This window comes from Pseudorhodobacter sp. E13 (assembly GCF_003991405.1).
In the GTDB taxonomy this organism is placed as follows: domain Bacteria; phylum Pseudomonadota; class Alphaproteobacteria; order Rhodobacterales; family Rhodobacteraceae; genus Pseudorhodobacter.
In genome coordinates this window covers 145143-166576 of sequence record NZ_RPEN01000152.1, presented here as the reverse complement: position 1 = coordinate 166576, position 21434 = coordinate 145143, and the positions used below count along the sequence as shown (strand labels likewise).

Annotated in this window: 21 protein-coding genes and 1 tRNA gene; 13 read left to right on the top strand and 9 right to left on the bottom strand. The window is 61.6% G+C overall.

The window, feature by feature from the left end; genetic code table 11:
- Nucleotides 1-825 precede the first annotated feature (825 nt).
- From EGN72_RS07890 to EGN72_RS07855, 8 genes are all read right to left on the bottom strand, one after another.
- Nucleotides 826-900 (bottom strand) — tRNA-Asn (locus EGN72_RS07890).
- Between the two features lie 246 nt (nt 901-1146).
- Entirely contained in the window at nt 1147-2007 is an 861-nt protein-coding gene (locus EGN72_RS07885) for an amidohydrolase (protein ID WP_199743723.1), read from the bottom strand.
- Nucleotides 1983-3497, bottom strand: coding sequence for a UxaA family hydrolase (locus EGN72_RS07880; RefSeq protein WP_127046280.1), 1515 nt, complete (start codon nt 3495-3497; stop codon nt 1983-1985). Before EGN72_RS07880 ends, EGN72_RS07885 begins: the two co-directional genes overlap by 25 nt.
- Nucleotides 3498-3506: 9 nt before the next feature.
- Complete coding sequence (locus EGN72_RS07875; RefSeq protein ID WP_127046278.1) at nt 3507-4301, bottom strand: SDR family oxidoreductase; 795 nt, start codon at nt 4299-4301, stop codon at nt 3507-3509.
- A gap of 104 nt (nt 4302-4405) precedes the next feature.
- A complete protein-coding gene (locus EGN72_RS07870; RefSeq protein WP_127046276.1) occupies nt 4406-5353 on the bottom strand; it encodes an ABC transporter substrate-binding protein in 948 nt (315 codons plus the stop codon).
- 71 nt (nt 5354-5424) lie between these two features.
- On the bottom strand, nt 5425-6426 hold the full coding sequence (locus EGN72_RS07865; RefSeq protein ID WP_127046273.1) for an ABC transporter permease: 1002 nt from the start codon (nt 6424-6426) through the stop codon (nt 5425-5427).
- Entirely contained in the window at nt 6423-7943 is a 1521-nt protein-coding gene (locus tag EGN72_RS07860) for a sugar ABC transporter ATP-binding protein (RefSeq protein ID WP_127046271.1), read from the bottom strand. The genes EGN72_RS07865 and EGN72_RS07860 overlap by 4 nt, the downstream gene beginning before the upstream one ends.
- Complete coding sequence (locus EGN72_RS07855; protein WP_233587074.1) at nt 7940-8962, bottom strand: zinc-binding alcohol dehydrogenase family protein; 1023 nt, start codon at nt 8960-8962, stop codon at nt 7940-7942. Before EGN72_RS07855 ends, EGN72_RS07860 begins: the two co-directional genes overlap by 4 nt.
- A gap of 123 nt (nt 8963-9085) precedes the next feature.
- Between EGN72_RS07855 and EGN72_RS07850 the strand changes: the two genes are divergently transcribed.
- The gene (locus EGN72_RS07850; RefSeq protein ID WP_127046269.1) at nt 9086-9997 is read left to right on the top strand and encodes an FCD domain-containing protein; all 912 of its coding nucleotides are present in this window, start codon (nt 9086-9088) and stop codon (nt 9995-9997) included.
- Between the two features lie 6 nt (nt 9998-10003).
- Here the strand turns inward: EGN72_RS07850 and EGN72_RS07845 are convergent, their stop codons facing one another.
- Nucleotides 10004-10423, bottom strand: a complete 420-nt coding sequence (locus tag EGN72_RS07845) for an RbsD/FucU family protein (protein ID WP_127046267.1) — start codon at nt 10421-10423, stop codon at nt 10004-10006.
- Nucleotides 10424-10665: 242 nt separating this feature from the next.
- Here EGN72_RS07845 and EGN72_RS07840 point away from each other — a divergent pair, with 242 nt between their 5' ends.
- From EGN72_RS07840 to urtD, 12 genes are all read left to right on the top strand, one after another.
- The gene (locus EGN72_RS07840) at nt 10666-11514 is read left to right on the top strand and encodes an urease accessory protein UreD (RefSeq protein WP_127046265.1); all 849 of its coding nucleotides are present in this window, start codon (nt 10666-10668) and stop codon (nt 11512-11514) included.
- A gap of 1 nt (nt 11515) precedes the next feature.
- Nucleotides 11516-11818, top strand: a complete 303-nt coding sequence (locus EGN72_RS07835; RefSeq protein WP_127046263.1) for an urease subunit gamma — start codon at nt 11516-11518, stop codon at nt 11816-11818.
- Nucleotides 11819-11828: 10 nt separating this feature from the next.
- Nucleotides 11829-12020, top strand: a complete 192-nt coding sequence (locus EGN72_RS07830) for a HupE/UreJ family protein (RefSeq protein WP_127046261.1) — start codon at nt 11829-11831, stop codon at nt 12018-12020.
- Nucleotides 12017-12322 carry an urease subunit beta gene (locus EGN72_RS07825; protein ID WP_127046259.1) on the top strand — a complete coding sequence of 102 codons (306 nt, stop codon included), beginning with the start codon at nt 12017-12019 and terminating at the stop codon, nt 12320-12322. Before EGN72_RS07830 ends, EGN72_RS07825 begins: the two co-directional genes overlap by 4 nt.
- Entirely contained in the window at nt 12323-14029 is a 1707-nt protein-coding gene (gene ureC / locus EGN72_RS07820; protein ID WP_127046257.1) for an urease subunit alpha, read from the top strand. It abuts the gene before it with no gap.
- A 9-nt stretch (nt 14030-14038) separates the two neighbouring features.
- Nucleotides 14039-14590 carry an urease accessory protein UreE gene (locus EGN72_RS07815; protein WP_127046255.1) on the top strand — a complete coding sequence of 184 codons (552 nt, stop codon included), beginning with the start codon at nt 14039-14041 and terminating at the stop codon, nt 14588-14590.
- Nucleotides 14583-15224, top strand: a complete 642-nt coding sequence (locus EGN72_RS07810; protein ID WP_127046305.1) for an urease accessory protein UreF — start codon at nt 14583-14585, stop codon at nt 15222-15224. The genes EGN72_RS07815 and EGN72_RS07810 overlap by 8 nt, the downstream gene beginning before the upstream one ends.
- The gene (gene ureG, locus EGN72_RS07805; RefSeq protein WP_127046253.1) at nt 15221-15850 is read left to right on the top strand and encodes an urease accessory protein UreG; all 630 of its coding nucleotides are present in this window, start codon (nt 15221-15223) and stop codon (nt 15848-15850) included. The genes EGN72_RS07810 and ureG overlap by 4 nt, the downstream gene beginning before the upstream one ends.
- Before the next feature lie 298 nt (nt 15851-16148).
- Entirely contained in the window at nt 16149-17435 is a 1287-nt protein-coding gene (gene urtA, locus EGN72_RS07800; RefSeq protein WP_127046251.1) for an urea ABC transporter substrate-binding protein, read from the top strand.
- Between the two features lie 70 nt (nt 17436-17505).
- Nucleotides 17506-19452 (top strand): urea ABC transporter permease subunit UrtB, encoded by a 1947-nt coding sequence (urtB, locus tag EGN72_RS07795; RefSeq protein ID WP_127046249.1) that lies wholly within the window; start codon nt 17506-17508, stop codon nt 19450-19452.
- Between the two features lies 1 nt (nt 19453).
- Entirely contained in the window at nt 19454-20680 is a 1227-nt protein-coding gene (gene urtC, locus EGN72_RS07790; protein ID WP_127046247.1) for an urea ABC transporter permease subunit UrtC, read from the top strand.
- Complete coding sequence (gene urtD / locus EGN72_RS07785; RefSeq protein ID WP_127046245.1) at nt 20677-21423, top strand: urea ABC transporter ATP-binding protein UrtD; 747 nt, start codon at nt 20677-20679, stop codon at nt 21421-21423. Before urtC ends, urtD begins: the two co-directional genes overlap by 4 nt.
- Nucleotides 21424-21434: the final 11 nt, after the last annotated feature.

Below are 21434 nucleotides of genomic sequence, written 5' to 3'. Positions count from 1 at the left end.
AACGGTTAAATGTCATTGCGCGCCTAAACGGGCACGTCTTGCCTACAGCGACTGGCGCGAAGGCAGGTCATCAATTTTTATGTATGAAAACAGTGGCATATGACCATCGGACAAAGGGCAAATAGCGCAAATGTTTTCATCGCCAGACTTACTGGCGTTATTCCTGTTTAAATTGAAGACCCCCACTATGCAGCAGTCGGCGCCTGGACCCAAACTTAAAATCAAGCACAGCAATGCCGTGCGGGAACTATACGACGAAACCGAATCCAAGCTCTCTCAATCACGCTAGCCGACAATTTACGTTTTCTTAACAATCTAAATTCAATTTTTCTGGAAAAAAATCTACACGCTTAAATTGTATTTATTTTTCTTTATAAGCTTAAAGGAGAAACCCTATTGATTACAAAGCTCAAATTGCGGGGCCGGACCACGACTCTTGGCGCAACGCCCATATTCAGCCTAGAATGCCCACCACCAAAGCCATCTCTAATTGGGAAATAATCCTGCCCGTTTCAAAAGGATGGAAACGATGGCTGATAAATCTGAGAGGCCAAAAGATATTAAGCCGATGCTTCGACGGGTTGGGGTGCTACAAGCCCATGCAAGATCAGAACCGCTGCGCCAGAGCTAGACGGCGCAACCGTGGCCTCACCAGAAATTCGGACTCCGACCCAGAGCAACCCGCAGCACGAGAAGCCATCAAGCCGTCGCGGCTTGACGGCACGAAAATTGCCTAAATTTGTAGAGTTGTTGCAGAACCTGCCAGAAACGACAAAGGCCGCTCTGATGAGCGGCCCTTATGCCATTGCTCTCTATAAGAGATTTTGGCTCCGGCGGTAGGGATCGAACCTACGACCAATTGATTAACAGTCAACTGCTCTACCGCTGAGCTACGCCGGAACACGAGGAGGCATATAGCAACTGCGAACGGGGGCGTCCAGAACCTTTCTGCATATTTTTTGAGAAATGCGGAATGGGGGTCGGAAACCTGGGGCGGCGGCGAACAGTGCGGGGTTTATTTACTTGTTTTCAGACAGTTATTGTTGGTTCCTGCGGCTGCGATGCAAGGCGTTCAGCGGCGGCGGGAAGGTCATCACTGGGGGCACAGGTGCCAGGCGCGGTGCGAAAGCCGGGGCGGCGGGCCCGTCACAGGCCATAGACGCGGCGCGCTGTTTGTTCGGTGATGCCGGCGGCCTCATCCGGGCTGAGGGGCGCCAGCAACGCACGGCTCTGATCCAGCCATTTCGGCAGGCCCGCGCCGAGGTTGGCGACAGGCCAGTCGCTGCCCCAGACCATCCGCTTCGGGCCGAAACACTCCAGCACATGCGCGACCCATGGCGCGAGGTCGGCGGCCTCGCCCTGCCCCGGCGCGCAATAGGCGGTGATGCCGGAAAGCTTGCAATACAGGTTCGGATGGGCGGCAAGCGCCCGCAGAGAGGCCGCCCAAGGCGCGAAAGTGCCGCCTGCGATATCGGGCACGCCGCAGTGGTCCAGCACGAAAATCTGATTGTCGCAGGCGCGCAGCAACTCCAGCGCCAGACCATGCTGGCGGGCCAGAACGCAAAGATCGAAGGGCAATCCCCGCGTCCCGATCTTGCGCAGATTGCGGCGGAAGGTTTCGGTGCGGGACAGATCATCCGGCATCACATGCAAGATGCGCCGAAAGCCTTTGACGCCCAGTGCATCACATTCCTCCAGCCAAGCGTCAAACCCCGCATCCACTTCGGGCCGGCAAGAGGCGATCTGCCCCAGCAGCGCGCCCCCGATCTTACCCGCGATAAACCGCGCCTCGGCTTGGTAATCGGCATCATCCACCCCGGCCTCCATGAACAGGGTGCCAGTGATGCCTTGCCCTACTGTCAGGGCCGCGTAATCTTCCAGCGTGAAATCGCCTTGCGCCAGCGCGGGGATACCGGCCGTCCAGCCATAGCGCAGGTGGTCGCGGTAGATCAGATGTTGATGCGTATCCAGAAATTCCATCGCTACATCACCGCGCCGATTTGCCATGGCACGAATTCGGCCCCGCCAAAGCCCAAAGCTTCGGATTTTGTGACCTCGCCAGAGGCGACGCGGATGAAAAGTTCAAACATTTCGGCCCCTTTGGCGGCCAGCGTCACATCCTGGTCGATGATATCCCCGGTGTTGATGTCCATGTCCTCCTCCATCCGGGTGAACATATCGGTATTGGTGGCAACCTTGATGCAAGGCACGGGCTTGTAGCCGGACACCGACCCGCGCCCGGTGGTGAACACGATCAGATTGGCACCCGAGGCCACCTGCCCCGTCACCGAACAAGGGTCATAGCCGGGGCTGTCCATGAACACAAAGCCCTTGGTCGTGATCGGTTCGGCAAAAAGATAAACCCCGGCCAAGGGGGCCGTGCCGCCTTTGGCCACCGCGCCCAGGGATTTTTCCAGAATCGTCGTCAGCCCGCCGCGTTTGTTGCCGGGGCTGGGGTTGTTGTTCATCTCGCCCTTGTTGCGGGCGGTGTAATCTTCCCACCAGTGGATGCGGTCCACCAGCTTTTGCCCGATTTCGGGCGAGGCGGCGCGGCGGGTCAGCAGATGTTCGGCGCCATAAATCTCAGAGGTTTCCGACAGGATCGTGGTGCCGCCATGGCGCACCAACAGGTCAGAGGCCACGCCCAGCGCCGGATTGGCGGTGATACCGGAATAGCCGTCAGAGCCGCCGCATTGCATCCCGATCACCAGTTCCGACACCGGGATCGGTTCCCGGGCGCAGGCCTCGGCCTTGGTGGCCATTTCGCGCAGCATTTCCACGCCGCGTTCCACCGTGCGGCGCGTGCCGCCGGTTTGCTGGATGGTCATATAGCGGAAGTTGCCATCCTCGCGCATCCGCGCCGCCCCGATCAGGTCGGGCACCTGCATCACCTCACAGCCCAAGCCCACCAGCAGAATCCCCGCGAAATTGGGGTTGCGGGCATAGCCCTGAAGCGTGCGGAACAAGGTGTCATAGCCTTCATTCTCGCCCGACATGCCGCAGCCAGAGCCATGCACGATCGGCACGATGCCATCGACGTTTTGCAAGGCGCGGAACCAGTCGGTTTTCTCGGCCTGTTCGGCGATGAAACGCGCGACAGAGCCGGAGCAGTTGACCGAGGTCAGCACGCCCAGATAATTGCGCGTTCCCGCCTTGCCATCGGCGCGGCGATAGCCTTGGAAAACGCGTGGTTCGGTGATGGCGGGCAAGGGCGTGGCGGCGCTGCCGAAGGCATAATCCTGCGCATGGTCGGCCATGGCAAGGTTATGCACATGCACATGCGCGCCCTGCGCGATGTCCACCGTGGCCGCCCCGATGATCTGGCCGTAGCGCAGGATATTCTGCCCCGCCACAATCGCGCGATTGGCGATTTTGTGGCCGCGTTTGACAGGCTCTGCCACGCGGTAGCCGGGCACCTCTGCGCCTGCGGGCAGGTCGGCCAGTGCGATATCGACATTATCGTCAGGGTGCAGGCGAAGCTTGGGCTGGTTGGTCATGGTGCACCTTCAGGCACTGGGGGACAGGGTGGTCAGCGAACGGTCAAGATGGGTGTAGCCGCCATCGACAAACAGCCATTGCCCGGTGGTATGGCCCGCGCGCGGCGACAGCGCAAAAACGGTGGTCGCGGCAATTTCGGCATCTTGGGTCATGCGGCCTTCCAGCGGGATGCGGGCGGTAATCTCGGCCAGTGTGGCGGCGGGGTCGTCCATGGAATTCAGCCAGCGGGCGTAAAGCGGGGTCATCACCTCGGCCGGGATCACGGCATTGACGCGCACGCCGGAACTGGCAAGGGCCGCCGCCCATTCCCGCGTCAGCCCCAGTTGCGCGGCTTTGGCGGCGACATAGGCCGAAGTGTTGCCCTGCCCCGTCACCGCCGTTTTCGACGAGATATTCACAATCGCGCCTTTGCTGGCCTTCAGATCACCGACAAGCAGATGCGCCAGCAGATAGCAATGCACGAGGTTCTGATCCAGCGAGGCGCGAAACGCCTCTGGCCCCGCCTCCAGCCCGACACCATCGTTATTGCCCGCGTTATTCACCAGCCCGTAAACCTGGCCCCAGCGCGCCTGCGTGGCCGCAACGGCTGCGCGGACCTGATCATCTTGCGACAGTTCCACCTGCACCCAATCGCATTGGGGCGACAGCGCCTGAAGTGCGGCCAGAAAACCTGTATCGGGGGCGCGGCGCGCAAAGATCACGGGAATGGCCCCTTCTTGGGCCAGCGCGCGGCTGATGGCACCGCCAATGCCCGCCCCGCCCCCGGTGACGATGACCACCTTGTCCTTCAAGCCTAAGTCCATTCGATCCCCCAAGATTCAGGGCCTCCAAGCACTATGGCCCCCAAGAATGAGGGCGGCCCCTTGGCATAAGCCGCAAAGCCGCCCTCGGTTTTCAGTGCATCAGATCAATCGTAAAGCACGGCGGCGATTTCCGGGCTGTCCATATTGGTCTTGTCATACCAGAAGAACCCGGTGTCGATCAGCTTTGGCACCGCCTCACCCTTAGAGGCCATCAGCGCCGCCTTCACGGTTTCATAGCCAATCCCAACCGGGTTCTGGGTGATAGCGCCCGCCATCGACCCATCCATGATCGCGGCTTTTTGCGCGGCACCGCTGTCATAGCCGATCACCACCACTTCGGACCGACCGGTTTCCTTGATCGCGTTCAGCACACCAATGGCAGAGCCTTCGTTGGCGCCAAAAATCCCCTTCATATCGGGATGCGCGGTCAGCATGGCTTTGGTGATCTCGGTCGATTGCAACTGGTCGCCCGCGCCGTATTGAATATCGACGATCTCGATATTCGGGTGCGATTCCTTCATGCGGTTCACAAAGCCATCGCGCCGGTCGATCCCGGTGCGCGAGGTTTGGTCATGCACCACCAGTGCCACCTTGCCCGAACCGCCGATCAGCTCGGCCATCTTGTCCGCAGCCAAGCCTGCGGCGGCAAGGTTGTCGGTTGTGGCGGTGGCCACCGGGATATCGCTGTCAACGCCACTGTCAAAGGCGACGACCGGGATGCCCTTTTCCTGGGCCTGACGCAGCAGCGGAATAGCGGCCTGGCTGTCCAATGCGGCAAAGCCGATGGCGGTGGGGTTTTTGGCCAAAGCGGCGGACAGCATATCCATCTGCTTGTCGACCTGCGCTTCGGTATCGGGGCCTTCAAAGGTGACTTCGACGCCAAATTCGGCGGCGGCCTTGTCAGCGCCGGCTTTCACAGCTTGCCAGAACTGGTGCTGAAAGCCCTTGGATACCAGCGGGATATACACCTTGTCTTGTGCCAGACCAAAGCTGGTGGTGGCCAGCAAGGCCGTGGCGCTGACAGCGGCAAAAAGCGTTCTTCTGTTGATCATGGTCTTCTCTCCCATTTGGTTTTCGATGTGGTGTCAGGTGATCGGAAGGTTTTGCCTTCTTCTTTTTGAAATCAGGTCATTCTGCGCCGCCGCATCATATCGGCGTAAACCGCGATGATGATGATGGAGCCGGTAACGACGGTCTGCCATTCCTGCGCGACCGACATGATGCGCAAGCCGTTCAGCAGCACCGACATGATCAGCGCGCCGATGATGGTGCCCAGAACCGAGCCGCGCCCGCCCGCAAGGCTGGTGCCGCCAATCACCACGGCGGCAATCGCGTCCAGCTCATAGCCCAGCCCCAGCGCAGGCTGCGCCGAATTCAGGCGCGAGGCGATGATCAGCCCGGCGACGCCACAAATCCCGCCCGCCAGCGCATAGATCGCCATTTTCCAACCGTCGGCGTTCACCCCCGACAGGCGCACTGCTTCCTCATTCGACCCCAGCGCAAAGCAATAGCGGCCCAGCACCGTGCGGTTGAGCACATAGCCAATGGCCAGCGCCAGCAGGAACAGGATCAGCACGCCATTCGGGATCGGCACCGCCGGGATGACATCACCGATGATCGACCCGGTAGAGATTTTGTAGAAATTCGGCGTGTCGTTGAAGTAAATCGGTTTGGTGCCCGAGATCACCAGCGACAGGCCTTTCAATATCAGCATCATGCCCAGCGTGGCGATGAACGGTGGGATTTTCATCTTGGCCACCAGCGTGCCGGAAATCAGCCCGCAGCAGGCCCCTGCCCCGATGGCCGCAATCACGCCCAGCGCCATCGGCATGCCCAGATAGGTCAACACCACCCCCGCGATCACCGCGCAAAAGGTCATCAGCGTGCCGACCGACAGGTCAATCCCGCCGGTGATGATAACCAGCGTGGCCGCAATCGCCAGCACGCCATTGACCGAGGTTGCCTGCAAAATCGCAATGATGTTCGATGTTTGCATGAAATTGGGCGAGGCGATGGAAAAGAAGGCCAACAGCACGATCAGGCTGGCGAAGGCCAGAAGCTTTTGCTGCGCGCCAGAGGCTTTGCGGATCTTCGGGGCGGCGGAAAGATCGGGGGCGGTTGTCATGCCATGGCTCCTGTCTCTTCATCGGCCCGCAGGGTGGCCAGATGCATGATATCTTCTTGCGAGGTTTGCGGCCCTCCCGGCAAAATCCCGGTCAGACGGCCCTCGCACATCACCGCGATGCGATGCGACAGGCGCAGCACTTCGGGCAATTCGGCGCTGATCACGATCACGGCTTTGCCTTGCGCCGCCAGCGATTGCAAAAGCCGGTAAATCTCGGCCTTGGCACCAACGTCGATGCCGCGGGTGGGTTCGTCAAAGATCAGGATATCGCAATCGCGCAGCAACCACTTGGCGATCACCACTTTTTGCTGGTTGCCGCCCGACAGCAGCCGCACCTCTTGCCGCGCCGAAGGGGTGCGGATGGCAAGGGTCTGGATGTATTCATCCGCCACTTTTGACAGGGCTGCATCATCCAGCACGCCCAAGCCATTGCCAAAACGCGGCAGGCTGGCCATGGCGATATTGTCGCGCAGGTCCAACCCAAGCGCGAGGCCGAAATGCTTGCGGTCTTCGGACAGATAGCCGATGCCTGCGGCCACCGCATCCTTGGGGCTGGCAATCTGCACCGGTTTGCCATGCACCATGATCTCGCCCGCCTCCCGCGGGTCGGCACCAAAAATCGCGCGGGCGACTTCGGTGCGTCCGGCCCCCATCAACCCCGCAAAGCCCAGAATCTCACCCTGTTTCAGAGAAAAGGTGACATTGCGCACCATGCGGCCACGGGTCAGGCCCTTCACCTCCAGCGCCATCGGCGCGGCAGAAAGATCGGGGATATCGACATGCACGGCTTCCAACTCGCGCCCCACCATCATCGAAATGATGGTCGAAATCGGCGTGTCGGCGGCCGCCACCGTGCCCACATACGACCCATCGCGCATCACCGTCACCCGGTCGGAAATGCGTTTGATCTCATCCATCTTGTGGCTGATATAGACAATCCCCACGCCTTCGGCCCGCAATTGGCGGATGATGGTAAACAGCTCATTGGTTTCGGCATCATTCAGCGCGGCGGTGGGTTCATCCATGATCAGGATGCGGGATTTGAACGACAGCGCCTTGGCGATTTCCACCATCTGTTGCTTGGCAACCGACAGGCTGCGCACCTCGGCGCGCGGGTCGATGCGCACTTTCATCTGGGCGAAAATCGCCTCGGCCTGCGCGTTCAGCGCCGCCTCATCCAAGCGGCCAAAGCGCAGGCGGGGTTCGCGGCCAATAAAGATATTCTGCGCGACCGTCAGGTCATTCATCAGTGCAAGCTCTTGATGGATAATACCAATCCCAAGGTCTTGCGCCGCGCGGGGGCCGTTGATGATGACCTGCTGCCCCGCAACTTCAATCCTGCCGCCATCGGGTTGATAGATGCCCGACATCACCTTCATCAGCGTGGATTTTCCAGCGCCATTCTCGCCCATAAGGGCATGCACCTCTCCGGCGACCAGATCAAACTGCACTGCGCGCAAGGCGTGGACACCGGGAAAGAATTTCTCGATCCCTTGCATGTTGACAAGATCGGTCATGCGCCGCCCCCTGCGGTGAAATCGACGATCACCTTGATGATCGCATCGCGCTGCGCCACCAGTTCCGGCAAGCGCGCGGGCAGATCGGCCAGCGCCAACACTTCGGATTCCAGCTTGGCCGCATCAATCCGTCCATCGCGCAGGGCGGCCATCACCCCCTCAAAATCCGCGCGCAGGGCGTTGCGGCTGCCAATCAACCGCATTTCGCGCTTGTGGAATTCCGGGTCGGAAAAGGTGATATCGTCGCGCACCACGCTGACCAGCACATAGGCCCCACCATGGGCGACATGGGCAAAGCCTGCCTCCATCGCGCGGGCGTTTCCGGTGGCATCAAACACCACGTCATAGCCTTCGGGCGCGGGCAGTGACTGCCCCGGCAAAAAGCCCGCGTCAAAGCCAAAGCCACGCGCGGCGGCCAGACGTTCGGCACTGGCATCCAGCACATGCACCTCGGCCCCGGCCAGACGGGCAAACAGGGCCGCGCCCAGCCCAATCGGCCCCGCCCCCGTGACCAGCGCCAGATCGCCCTGTGCGACATCTGCCCGCGCCACCGCATGTGCGCCAATGGCCAGAAACTCCACCATCGCGGCCTGACGCGGGGTCAGCCCATCGGCGGGATAGAGATTGCCCTGCGGCACCGCAAAGCGCGCGCACAGCCCGCCATCGCGATGCACGCCCAAAACTTCGATCTTTGTGCAGCAATTGGGCTTGCCGCGCTGACAGGCCCGGCAGGCCCCGCAGGCCAGATAGGGGTTCACCACCACCAACTGCCCCTTGCGCCACGGCCCCGCATCCTGTGCGACATGGGCCGAAAGCTCATGCCCGATGACGCGGGGATAGGCCAGAAACGGGTGCTTGCCGTCAAAGATATGGTAATCGGTGCCGCAAATCCCGACAGCGGCGGTATCAACCAGCACCCAACCTTCGGGGGCGGCCTGCGGCATAGGCTGGGGAACCAAGGCGAACTTGCCCGGTGCAACGCAGGTGCCGCAAAGCATGGTGTCGGCCTGCCCGATCATTGGTCCTCCCCTACCGCAGATTCGTTTTTGTCCGTTCCTTTATGTAATCAGCCCCGCTTTGTCTTGCCTATTGTTTTTTATTTTTTTATACAAAAAACAATAGGGGAAAGGGGCAGCACAGGCATGGCGCGCACGGATGATCGGTTTCGGCTGGCCTATCAGGATTTGCTGACGGTGATAGCGAAAGCAGAGATTGGCAGCGACTTGCCGCCCGAGCTGACACTGGCCGAGCAGTTGAACATCAGCCGCACCACAGTGCGCGCGGTGCTGACGGCCTTTGCCGATATCGGGCTGATTGCATGGGAGGGGCGCAAGAAAACCATCCTGCGCGCGCCTTCCGGCCAGGACAAGCTGGCAATGCGCGATGAATATCTGCCCCGCGATGAATTGGAGCGGCGCTTTCTGCAATGGGTGCTGCGCTTTGACGTGCCGGCCGGAACGCCCCTGAATGTGGCGAAGCTGGCCAAGGAATTCTCGGTCCCGCCGCATGTGTTGCAAGAGTTTCTGTCCGGCCTCAGCCAGTTTGGCCTTGTCGCCCGCCGCCCGCGCGGGGGCTGGCTGTTGCTGGGCTTTACCGCCGAATATGCGATTGAATTGTCCGAATTTCGCGCGGTGCTGGAATTGAATGCCGTGCGCGTGCTGGTGGCCTTGCCGCCCGGCCATCCGATCTGGGCGCAACTGACCGCGCTGGAGGCGCAGCATATTGATCTGGCCGCGCGGATTGACCGGGATTTTCACGCCTTCTCTCCGCTGGATGAGGCGTTTCACAGTGCCATCACCTCGGTCGTGCAGAACCGGTTTGTCAAACAGTTCCAAAAGGTTATCACGCTGATTTTCCACTACCACTATCAATGGGACAAGCGGATGGAGCGGGATCGCAATGCGGCGGCGATTGGTGAACATCTGGCAATTATCCACGCCTTGCGCAGCGGGGATGAGGCAGCAGCGGTGCAGGCCGCCGCCGCGCATCTGCGCACCTCGAAGGAAACGCTTTTGGCTTCGCTTCGGGGCAATGCGCTGATCGCGCCAGAGTGATCGCGATCAGGCCGGAATGACCCCTTTGGTCAGGATGACATTGCCGTAAAGCCGCCCCTCACCGGTTTGCACAATGGCAAAACAAGCCTTGGCGCGTTCATAAAAGGCAAAGCGTTCGACCGAGCCGACCTTGCCACGCGTGCCGATGATGCGGGTGAAATCAGCCACCGCTGGGGGCACGGCCTCGGCATCGCCGACCACCTGCATCACATTGGCGGGATGTGGCACATAGCTGTCCAGTGGCAGCAGCGTCAGCACCGCCTCCAGCGCCGCGGTGGCCGAAACGCCCTCCATGCGGATCAGGCGGCGCGCGCAGGTCGTGCCGGGGAAATTGGCGTCCACGATGGCGATCTCATCGCCATGGCCCATCGCGGCCAGCGCATGCAACAGGTCGGGCGAAAGAAGGGGGTGAATACCGATCAGCATCGGGGGTCCTTTCATCTGTCGCCAGGATCGGCGCTGCGCGAACCATAGCGCCAAGTCGTTGCGGCTGGAAAGGCCCCATGCGCGGGGCACACGCATCCAGATGCTGCGCGTTTTTTAGACAGCCCGCCCATATTTTCAGCAAGCCGCAGGCCAAACCCGGCTTTGCACCGCCGCCGGGCCGCCCGCCCCATTCTGTTCCGCGCCCCGCGCTGGTTCAGTGGCGGCAACAGGAACCCCGCCAGATGTATGCAACACACCCCCTTCCGATGATGCAGCGCAGCCATGGGCATGCCATGGCCCGCTTTGGCATGGCCCGTATTGAGCGGGGCGAGGCAGGGCAACGCTTGCTTGACCTGCGGCAAAGCGGTTGCGCCAAAGCCTTCATGCCGCATCATCGCCGCGACCCGTCTGAGGTGATCTTTCTCAACACCGCAGGCGGGCTGACGGATCAGGACCGCTTGCACTATGAGTTGACGCTGGGCGACGGGGTTTGTGTGACCGCCACCACCCAAACCGCCGAGCGGGCCTATGCCAGCCGTGGCCTTGCCGCCGAGGCGCGGGTGACGGCGCGCGTGGGGGCAGGCGGGCGGTTGGATTGGCTGCCGCAAGAAACCATTCTGTTTGAAAACAGCAACCTGCACCGGGATACCCGGATTGATCTGGAACCGGGCGCGCGCTGCCTTTTGGTGGAAAGCGTGGTGCTGGGCCGCCATGCCATGCGCGAGCGGCTGACTGACGCGCGGCTGCTGGACCAACGGCTTGTGACCTGCGCAGGCCGCCCGATCTGGGCCGATAGCGTGCGGCTGGGGCCAGAGGGTCTGGCACGCATGGCCTCCCCCGCGCTGCTGGGCGATGCCCGCGCCTTTGCCGTGATCGCGCTGCTGGGTGCGGGGGCCGAGGATGCGCTTGGCCCGCTGCGGCAGGTGTTGGATGAACCCGGCACGCGCGCCGCAGCCTCTGGCTGGGATGGCAAATGCGTGGCGCGGGTGCTGGCCCATGATGGCTGGCCGCTCAAACGTCAGATCGCCCGGATTTTGCGCGTCTTGCGCACAGCCCCCCTGCCCCGCGTCTGGCAATTGCAAGGAGTATAAGATGAACCTGACCCCGCGAGAGCGTGAAAAGCTGATGATCAGCCTTGCCGCCATGGTCGCGCGTAACCGATTGGCGCGCGGCGTCAAGCTGAACCACCCCGAAGTGATTGCCCTGATCTCGGATTTCGTGGTGGAAGGCGCGCGCGATGGCCGCTCTGTCGCGGATCTGATGCAGGCGGGTGCGCATGTGATCACCGCCGATCAATGCATGTCTGGCATCCCCGAAATGATCCATTCGGTGCAGGTAGAGGCCACATTTCCCGATGGCACCAAGCTTGTCACCGTTCACCACCCCATCCGATAGGAGGCCCCTGATGCGCCACAGCCTGACCCTTTTCGCCCTTTTGCCAAGCGCCGCTTTTGCCCATGCAGGCGACCACGCGGCCCAATCGGTGCTGCAAAACCTGTGGCATCTGGTGACAGAACCGGACCATCTGGCCATCGCGGCTGCGGTCGTTCTGGCTGTGGGGGCGGCGGCCTATCTGCGCAAAGGCCGCGCCAAATGATCCCCGGAGAAGTGATCACCGCCGCAGGTGAGATTGAGCTGAACACCGGCAAGCCCGTTCTGACCCTGATGATCGCCAATACCGGCGACAGGCCCATTCAGGTCGGCAGCCATTACCATTTCGCCGAAACCAACGCGGGCCTGTCGTTTGATCGCGCGGCGGCGCGGGGGATGCGGCTGAACATCGCCGCAGGCACCGCCATCCGCTTTGAACCCGGCCAAAGCCGCGAGGTGGCCTTGGTGCCTTTCGGTGGCGCGCGGCGGGTCTTTGGCTTTAACGCCGCCGTCATGGGAGATTTGTAAATGTCCACTCGTATTGCCCGCGCGGATTATGCCGCGATGTATGGCCCGACCACCGGCGACCGTATCCGCCTTGGCGATACCGATCTGATCATCGAGGTGGAGCGGGATCTGACAACCTACGGCGAAGAGGTGAAATTCGGCGGCGGCAAGGTGATCCGCGATGGCATGGGCCAAAGCCAGATCAGCCGGGCGGGTGGTGCGGTGGATACCGTCATCACCAATGCGCTGATCCTGGATCACTCCGGCATCTACAAGGCTGATCTGGGCCTGCGTGACGGGTTGATCCACAAGATCGGCAAGGCGGGCAACCCCGATACCCAAAACGGGGTGGATATCATCATCGGCCCCGGCACCGAAATCATCGCAGGTGAGGGGCGGATACTGACTGCGGGCGGCTTTGACGCGCATATCCATTTCATCTGCCCGCAACAGATCGAGGATGCGCTGCATTCCGGCATCACCACCATGCTGGGCGGCGGCACCGGCCCCGCGCATGGCACGCTGGCCACCACCTGCACGCCGGGGCCGTGGCATATCGGGCGGATGTTGCAAGCCTTTGACAGCTTGCCCGTGAACCTTGGGCTGGCGGGCAAGGGCAACGCCTCGCAGCCCGAAGCCTTGGTGGAAATGGTGCGCGCGGGCGCCTGCGCGATGAAACTGCACGAAGATTGGGGCACCACGCCTGCCGCGATTGACTGCTGCCTGACGGTGGCCGACCAGATGGATGTGCAGGTGATGATTCACACCGACACGCTGAACGAATCCGGCTTTGTGGAAAACACCTTGGCGGCCATTCGGGGCCGCACCATCCACGCCTTTCACACCGAAGGCGCGGGCGGCGGCCATGCGCCCGATATTATCCGCGTGGTGGGCAGTTCCAACGTCATCCCTTCCTCTACCAACCCCACCCGCCCCTATACCTCCAACACGATCGAAGAGCATCTGGATATGCTGATGGTCTGCCATCACCTTGATCGGTCCATCCCCGAAGATATCGCCTTTGCCGAAAGCCGTATCCGCCGCGAAACCATCGCGGCCGAGGATATCCTGCACGATATGGGTGCCTTTTCGATCATCTCGTCGGACAGTCAGGCGATGGGAAGGGTGGGCGAGGTTATTACCCGCACCTGGCAAACCGCGCATAAGATGAAGGTGCAGCGCGGGCGGCTGGAGGGGGAGTTGGGCGAAAACGACAACCTGCGTGCTCGCCGTTATGTCGCGAAATACACGATCAACCCTGCCATCACCCATGGCCTCTCAGCGCATATCGGGTCCATCGCCGAAGGCAAGCGCGCCGATCTGGTGCTGTGGTCGCCCGCGTTTTTCGGGGCCAAGCCGGACATGGTGCTGCTGGGGGGCAGTATCGTTTGCGCCCAGATGGGGGACCCGAACGGCTCTATCCCCGTGCAGCCGATGTATTCGCGCCCGATGTTCGCCGCCTTGGGCAAGAACCGCATGGCAAGCGCCGTGACCTTCGTATCTGACGCCGCGATGCAAGAGGATGTGGCGGGGCGGCTTGGGCTTGGCAAGGCCTGCCTGCCCGTGTCCGGCACCCGCAATATCGGCAAAGCCGATATGCTGCTGAACAATGCGACCCCGCAGATCGAAGTGAACCCCGAAACCTATGAAGTGCGGGCCGATGGCGTTCTGCTGACCTGTGAAGCCGCAACCGAGCTGCCGCTTGCGCAGCGTTACTTTCTGTTCTGAGGTGTGCCCATGACCGCTCAACCCTTCGCCCGAGAGATCATCCGCAATGGCGGCGCGGCGCTGGCCGAGGCTGTGGTGCTGGATTATGCCGCCCGTATTCTGCGCCGCAAGCGCTTGACGACGGATAAGGGCCTGTCATTTCTGGCCGATCTGGCGCAGACCACCAGCCTGAATGATGGCGATGCCTTTGTGCTGTCAGACGGTCGACGCATCGCCGTGCGCGCCGCCGAGGAATCCGTGGTCAGGATCACCGGCGATATTCCCCGGCTGGCCTGGCATATCGGCAACCGCCACACACCCTGCCAGATTGGCGCGGATCATCTGGTGATCTGCCGCGATCATGTGCTGGAGGCGATGCTGACCAATCTGGGGGCCTCGCTGGAAATTGTCACGCAACCTTTCCGCCCCGAAGGCGGTGCCTATGGGCATGGCCGCACGATGGGCCATTCCCACGGCGGGGATGCCGATGGGGCGGTTGCCGATGGGGGCGATGACCATGCAAGCGCTTTCGGCCTGCACAGCCATGACGGCGGCGCGACCTTTCACCGCCACCATGGATGACGCGCTGGACCATCTGCGCCTGACGCAATGGCTGTCGCCTGCGTTTCCCATCGGCGGTTTTGCCTATTCGCAAGGGCTGGAACAGGCGATCACCGATGGCGCTGTATCGGATGCGGCAAGCCTGCGCGATTGGGTGCTGTCGGTGCTGACGCATGGCTCGGGGCGGATGGATGCCATTCTGCTGGCCCATGCCCGTGCGCCGGAAACCGACATCGACGCTTTGGCCGATCTGGCCCGCGCCTATGCGGGCAGCGCCGAACGCGCGCAGGAAATGGCCGATCAGGGCCGCGCCTTTGGCCAGACCATCGCCGCCATGACGGGCGTGGCACAGCCGCCCCTGCCCTATGCCGTGGCCGTGGGCCATGCCACGCGGGCCTTGGCGATCCAGACGCCACAGGTGCTGGCGCTGTTTTTGCAAGGGCTGGCCGGGCAGTTGATCGCGGCGGCGGTCAAATTCGTGCCGCTTGGGCAAACCACGGGGCAGCAAGTGCTGGCCGATCTTGGCCCCGCCCTTCTGGCACAGGCCGAAACCTGTGCCACCGAACCGCTTTGCGCGCTTGGCTCTGCCTGCTTTGGCGCGGAACTGGCGCAGATGCAGCACGAAACCCTTGATGTAAGGATATTCCGATCATGAAAAGCCCGAATGGCCCTTTGCGGGTTGGCATCGGTGGCCCGGTGGGCGCTGGCAAAACCACACTGACGGAAAAACTGTGCGCGGCGCTTGGGCAGCGCTGTTCCATGGCGGTGATCACCAATGACATTTACACGCGCGAAGATGCCGATTACCTGCTGCGCGCCCAGGTGCTGCCTGCCGCGCGCATTCGCGGCGTGGAAACCGGCGGCTGCCCGCATACCGCGATCCGCGAGGATGCCAGCATCAACCTTGCCGCCATTGCCGATCTGAACGCGGCCTTTGATGATCTGGACCTGATCCTGATCGAATCCGGGGGCGATAACCTTGCAGCGACTTTCAGCCCCGAACTGGCGGACCTGACGATCTATGTGATCGACACGGCCGCAGGTCAGGACATCCCGCGTAAAAAGGGGCCGGGGCTGACGCGGTCGGATATGCTGGTGGTCAACAAGACCGATCTTGCGCCTTATGTCGGGGTCGATATCGCGCAACTGGAGGCCGATACCAAAACCGCGCGCGGGGCAAAGCCCTATGTTCTGGCCCAATTGCGCCAAGGGGCCGGAATCGCCCCGATCCTACAGTTTCTGGAAAACGAAGGCGGCTTGGTTCTGCGGGCTGAAGCATGAGGTGCGGCATTGACGGGCTGCTGAATTTCTGCACCGCAGCACAGCGCAATGCCCAAAAATTAGACAGCGCAACCCAACTGCCGGAAATCAAGGCAAACCAATCGGCGGAAGCATTGTCATAGGTCGATCTGTCAATTTTTCTGCACTTGCTCGGTTCAGATGAAACCGAAGATGTGCGGCGGGAAATTGGTTTGGACGGCCTTTCCCACCGCACGGGTGCAACGAAACGCTGCCCGGCCAATATGCCCTTTCTTTGTGCAAAGGGAAAGGCACGGTGCGGCCCCACAGGGGAATGACCATGAAACTATCCAGACGCGCGCTTTTGGCCTCCGGCATCGCGGCTTTCGCCGCCCCGCGCATTGCTTTCGCACAGGAAGACACCATCAAGGTCGGCGTGCTTCACTCGCTTTCGGGCACGATGGCGATTTCGGAAACCACGCTGAAAGACACCATGCTGATGCTGATCGAGGCGCAAAACGCCAAGGGCGGCCTGCTGGGTAAAAAGCTGGAAGCGGTGGTGGTTGACCCGGCCTCTGACTGGCCGCTGTTTGCCGAAAAGGCCCGCGAATTGCTGACCGTGTCCAATGTCGATGTGATGTTCGGCTGCTGGACATCCGTGTCGCGCAAATCGGTGCTGCCGGTGATCGAGGAGTTGAACGGATTGCTGTTCTATCCGGTGCAATATGAAGGCGAGGAATCGTCGAAAAACGTGTTCTACACCGGGGCCGCGCCGAACCAGCAGGCGATTCCGGCGGTGGATTACTATCTGGAAGAACTGGGGATCGAGAAATTCGCGCTGCTCGGCACCGATTACGTCTACCCGCGCACGACCAACAACATTCTGGAATCATACCTGATTTCCAAAGGCATCCCGAAAGAGGATATCTTTGTGAACTACACCCCCTTCGGCCATTCCGACTGGTCGAAAATCGTGGGCGATGTGGTGGCCTTGGGCGCGGATGGCAAAAAGGTGGGCGTGATTTCCACCATCAACGGCGATGCCAATATCGGCTTTTACAAGGAACTGGCCGCCGCTGGTGTGACCGCCGACAAACTGCCCGTGGTTGCCTTCTCGGTCGGTGAAGAGGAGCTTTCGGGGCTGGATACCTCCAACCTCGTCGGGCATCTGGCCGCATGGAACTACTTCATGTCTGCCGAAACCCCGGAGAACGCCGAATTCATCGCGGCGTGGAAAGCCTTCATCAAGGACGATGCGCGCGTCACTAATGACCCGATGGAAGCGCATTACATCGGCTTCAACATGTGGGTGAATGCGGTGACAGAGGCCGGAACCACCGATGTGGATGCGGTGTCTGCGGCGATGATCGGGCAGAAATTCCCGAACCTGACGGGTGGCATGTCGGAAATGCTGCCGAACCACCACCTGACCAAACCCGTGCTGATCGGCGAAATTCGCGCCGATGGTCAGTTTGACATCATCAGCCAGACCGACCCGGTTCCGGGCGATGCCTGGACCGATTTCCTGCCGGAATCCGCGGTGCTGGATGCCGATTGGAAAGAGCTGAAATGCGGGATGTATAACACCCAGACCAAGACCTGCGTTCAGTTGACCTCAAACTACTGACCTTTGCGGGGGAGAGGGGTTTGCGCCCCTCTCCCCCCTTCCTGTCCTTCCGATAGATCTGGAAAAGCCCATGCGCATGCCCCTTCGACTTTTGGCGGTTCTGTTTTGCTGTCTTTGGACAGGCCTTGCCCAAGCGCAGATTGCCCAAGAGATCCTGCAATCCAACAGCGCCTTGGTCGAAAAGGCCTCTCGGACCAGCATCGGCCCGGTGATTGATGCGCTGGCGGCCAGCGGCGACCCATCGGCGGCGGTGATTTTGGGGGCATGGGCCGAAAAGGGGCTGGGCTTGCGCAAATCCGATGGGCGGTTTGTGCTGATCGCGGCGCAAGGCGATGCCTATGCGCTGCGCGACCTGCAAGGCAATGATCTGGGCAGCGCGCCCCGGTCGGACATCACCGAACTGCGCCCCAATGCCGGGGTGCGTGGGCTGATCGCGACAGCCCTTGTGCAATTCAACCTGTCGGACCCGGACCGCGCGAAACGTGCCGCGGCGCTCGACTCCATCGCCACCGATCCGGCAGAGGCCGGGCTTGCCCCCTTGCGCGCCTCTATTCCCGCCGAGACGGACCCAGTGCTTTTGGCGCAAAAACAACGGCTGGAACGTCTGCTGACCCTGCGCTTTGACCCCGACAGCGCCGCCCGCGTGGCAGCGATTGAAAGCTTCGGGGCCGATCTGGGGCTTGATCTGCGCGGGGCCTTGAACCCTTTGCTGGCGACGCGCCGGGTGGCGCTTGCGGCGGGTGAGGCACCGCAAGGCAACATCGCGCAAAGGCTGATCCCCGGCAAAACCATCGCGGAAGCTGAAGCCTACGCCCTGCTGCAAGACGCGGGGCTTGCCCCCGCCCGCCTGACGCTGGAGGCCCAGCGCGCGGCCTTGCTGGCCAATGTGGAAAACGGGGCGGTGGGCGGCATTCCGGTGGCAGAGCTGAACACCCAAGCCGCCCGCGACCGCGCCTATACCGCGCTTGAAACGGCCGGAAACGTGCCCGTCGCCACCACCGAGGATGAAGTGGCCACCGCCCTTGCCCAGCACCAATTCCTAGAGATTTACCAAGAGGCTGACCCTGCTGTCACCACAGCGGCCAAGGCAGCCCTGTCAGCGATTTCGCAACAGGTCGGGCTGATGCAAACCGCCGATCTGGCGTTGGACGGGCTGTCGCTGGCCTCGATCTATTTTCTGGCGGCGATCGGGCTTGCGATTACTTTTGGCGTGATGGGCGTCATCAATATGGCGCATGGTGAATTTATCACCATCGGGGCCTATACCGGGTTTGTGGTGCAGCAATGGGTGCCCAATTACACCGCCTCTATCGTGGTGGCCTTGCCGCTGGCCTTTGCCGTCACCTTTGCGCTTGGCGTCGCGATGGAGCGGCTGGTGATCCGGCATCTGTATAAACGCCCGCTGGAAACCTTGCTGGCGACCTTCGGGATTTCCATCGCCTTGCAGCAAATCCTGAAGAATGTGTTTGGCACTCAGGCCCGCCCGCTGACATCCCCCGCTTGGCTGGATGGGGCGTGGGTGCTGAATGACGTGGTGTCGATCAGCTATATCCGCATCGCGATTTTCGGGCTGGCGCTGCTGTTCCTTGGCTTTTTTCTGTGGCTGATGAAGCGCACGCGGCTGGGGCTGGAGGTGCGCGCCGTGACGCAAAACCCGACCATGGCGGCCAGCATGGGTATCAACCCCGACCGTATCAATATGCTGACCTTTGGCATCGGTTCCGGCATCGCAGGGATTGCGGGCGTGGCGATCGGCCTCTTTGCCAAGGTCACATCGGAACTGGGCACCGATTACATCGTGCAAAGTTTCATGACCGTGGTTGTCGGCGGGGTCGGCAATATCTGGGGCGCGCTGGCCGGGGCCACGATGATCGGCGGGCTGCAAAAGGCGATTGAATGGCTGAACCCTTCCAACACGCTGGCGGCCCAGACCTATATGATCCTGTTCATCATTCTGTTCATTCAGGTTCGCCCCCGGGGCATCATCGCCCTCAAGGGCCGCGCGGCAGGAGATTGACATGACCGACACCCGCAAATCCCCATCGCTGTTTGTCTTTCTGGCCGTGCTGTTGGGCTTTACCTTGCTGATGACCCTGCTGTCCGAAGGCTATGGCTCGGGGCATCTGTCCACGTCTTTCATCAAGACACTGGGCAAGACGCTGTGCCTGTGTCTGGCCGCACTCGCCATGGATCTGATCTGGGGCTATGCAGGCATCCTGAGCCTTGGTCACATGGCGTTTTTCGCGATTGGCGGCTATATGATCGGCATGTGGCTGATGTATGCCCGCACCCGCGAGATTGTCGAGGCGGCCCTGTCGCAAGGCGGTCTGCCCGCCACCCCGCAAGAGTTGGAGCAAGGCATCGCCAGCCAGATTTTCGGCGTGGTCGGTGCCTCGGACCTGCCCGCGATCTGGGGCTTTGCCTATAGCTTTCCGCTGCAAATGGCGCTGGTCGTGCTGGTGCCGGGGCTGCTGGCGCTGGTCTTTGGCTGGCTGGCCTTCCGGTCGCGGGTGACAGGGGTTTACCTGTCCATCCTGACCCAAGCGATGACACTGGCGCTGGCGCTTTACCTGTTTCAGAACGATTCCGGCCTGCGCGGCAATAACGGTCTGTCGGGCCTGCAAAACCTGCCGGGGCTGACGGATGTGGGCCAAGACAAGCTGTCGATGTGGTTCTTCTGGGCCTCGGCCTTGGCGCTTGGGCTGGCCTATCTGCTGATGACATGGATCGTTTCGGGCAAATTCGGCTCGGTCATCCGCGCCATCCGCGATGACGAGGCGCGGGTGCGGTTTCTGGGCTATTCGGTCGAGGGCTACAAGCTTTTTGTCTTTACTTTGACGGCGGTGATCATCGCGCTGGCTGGGGCGCTTTACTATCCGCAAGCGGGCATCATCAACCCGGCAGAACTGGCCCCCACGGCCTCTATCTACCTTGCGGTCTGGGTCGCGATTGGCGGGCGCGGGCGGCTGTATGGTGCGGTGATTGGCGCGGCGGTTGTGTCGCTTTTGTCCAGTTGGTTCACAGGCGGGCGCGCGCCGTCCATCCCGCTTGGCTTTGGCACGCTGGATTGGGTGAACTGGTGGCAGGTGTTGCTGGGCCTGACCTTTGTGCTGGTCACGCTGTTCGCGCCAAAGGGGCTTGGCGGTTTGTTTGACACGCTGGCGGGCCTGCGCAGCCCCAACCGCCGGGGCGCCCCCTTGGGGCCGGACCAAGGCGCCTTGCAAGAACGGGAGGCGTTGAAATGAGCGCGCTGCTGGAAGTTTCAGGCGTCACGGTCAGCTTTGACGGCTTTCGCGCCATCAATAACCTGACCTTTACCATCGGCGCGGCAGAATTGCGCGCCATCATCGGGCCCAACGGCGCGGGCAAAAGCACCTTCATGGATATCGTCACCGGCAAAACCCGGCCCGACAGCGGCTCGGTGCTGTTTGGCGATCGCTCGCAATCCTTGCTGAAACTGACCGAGGCACAGATCGCGCGCGTGGGCATTGGCCGCAAATTCCAGCGCCCCACCGTGTTTGAGGATCAGACCGTGGCTGAAAACCTGACGCTGGCCCTGAAAGCCGCGCGCAGCCCGTGGCGGGTGTTGGCATGGAAGGCGAAAGCCGCAGATCAGGCCCGGATCGCGGAACTGGCGGCCGAGGTCGGCCTGTCGGACCATCTGGCCCGCAAGGCTGGAGAGCTGAGCCATGGGCAAAAGCAATGGCTGGAAATTGCAATGCTGCTGGCGCAGGAACCCCGGCTTTTGCTGGTCGATGAACCTGCGGCAGGTATGACCCCCGCTGAACGCGACCGCACCACCGATATGCTGGTGGACATTGCCAAGACCCGCGCGGTGGTGGTGGTGGAACATGACATGGAATTCGTGCGCCGCCTGAATTGCAAGGTCACGGTGCTGCATGAAGGCGCGGTGCTGGCCGAAGGCTCGCTCGACCATGTGACGCGGAACAAGGATGTGATTGATGTCTATCTTGGCCGTGGTGAATAAAGGACAGATGC

What these genes read in the sequence shown, in the direction of transcription:
- EGN72_RS07850 (WP_127046269.1), top strand. Translation starts at nt 9,086, where the DNA reads ATGGCGCGCACGGATGATCGGTTTCGGCTGGCCTATCAGGATTTGCTG.
- EGN72_RS07845 (WP_127046267.1), bottom strand. Translation starts at nt 10,423, where the DNA reads ATGCTGATCGGTATTCACCCCCTTCTTTCGCCCGACCTGTTGCATGCG.
- EGN72_RS07875 (WP_127046278.1), bottom strand. Translation starts at nt 4,301, where the DNA reads ATGGACTTAGGCTTGAAGGACAAGGTGGTCATCGTCACCGGGGGCGGG.
- EGN72_RS07860 (WP_127046271.1), bottom strand. Translation starts at nt 7,943, where the DNA reads ATGACCGATCTTGTCAACATGCAAGGGATCGAGAAATTCTTTCCCGGT.
- ureG (WP_127046253.1), top strand. Translation starts at nt 15,221, where the DNA reads ATGAAAAGCCCGAATGGCCCTTTGCGGGTTGGCATCGGTGGCCCGGTG.
- EGN72_RS07825 (WP_127046259.1), top strand. Translation starts at nt 12,017, where the DNA reads ATGATCCCCGGAGAAGTGATCACCGCCGCAGGTGAGATTGAGCTGAAC.
- EGN72_RS07810 (WP_127046305.1), top strand. Translation starts at nt 14,583, where the DNA reads ATGGATGACGCGCTGGACCATCTGCGCCTGACGCAATGGCTGTCGCCT.
- urtB (WP_127046249.1), top strand. Translation starts at nt 17,506, where the DNA reads ATGCGCATGCCCCTTCGACTTTTGGCGGTTCTGTTTTGCTGTCTTTGG.
- EGN72_RS07880 (WP_127046280.1), bottom strand. Translation starts at nt 3,497, where the DNA reads ATGACCAACCAGCCCAAGCTTCGCCTGCACCCTGACGATAATGTCGAT.
- EGN72_RS07855 (WP_233587074.1), bottom strand. Translation starts at nt 8,962, where the DNA reads ATGATCGGGCAGGCCGACACCATGCTTTGCGGCACCTGCGTTGCACCG.
- EGN72_RS07840 (WP_127046265.1), top strand. Translation starts at nt 10,666, where the DNA reads ATGTATGCAACACACCCCCTTCCGATGATGCAGCGCAGCCATGGGCAT.
- urtC (WP_127046247.1), top strand. Translation starts at nt 19,454, where the DNA reads ATGACCGACACCCGCAAATCCCCATCGCTGTTTGTCTTTCTGGCCGTG.
- urtA (WP_127046251.1), top strand. Translation starts at nt 16,149, where the DNA reads ATGAAACTATCCAGACGCGCGCTTTTGGCCTCCGGCATCGCGGCTTTC.
- EGN72_RS07870 (WP_127046276.1), bottom strand. Translation starts at nt 5,353, where the DNA reads ATGATCAACAGAAGAACGCTTTTTGCCGCTGTCAGCGCCACGGCCTTG.
- ureC (WP_127046257.1), top strand. Translation starts at nt 12,323, where the DNA reads ATGTCCACTCGTATTGCCCGCGCGGATTATGCCGCGATGTATGGCCCG.
- EGN72_RS07830 (WP_127046261.1), top strand. Translation starts at nt 11,829, where the DNA reads ATGCGCCACAGCCTGACCCTTTTCGCCCTTTTGCCAAGCGCCGCTTTT.
- urtD (WP_127046245.1), top strand. Translation starts at nt 20,677, where the DNA reads ATGAGCGCGCTGCTGGAAGTTTCAGGCGTCACGGTCAGCTTTGACGGC.
- EGN72_RS07865 (WP_127046273.1), bottom strand. Translation starts at nt 6,426, where the DNA reads ATGACAACCGCCCCCGATCTTTCCGCCGCCCCGAAGATCCGCAAAGCC.
- EGN72_RS07885 (WP_199743723.1), bottom strand. Translation starts at nt 2,007, where the DNA reads ATGGCAAATCGGCGCGGTGATGTAGCGATGGAATTTCTGGATACGCAT.
- EGN72_RS07835 (WP_127046263.1), top strand. Translation starts at nt 11,516, where the DNA reads ATGAACCTGACCCCGCGAGAGCGTGAAAAGCTGATGATCAGCCTTGCC.
- EGN72_RS07815 (WP_127046255.1), top strand. Translation starts at nt 14,039, where the DNA reads ATGACCGCTCAACCCTTCGCCCGAGAGATCATCCGCAATGGCGGCGCG.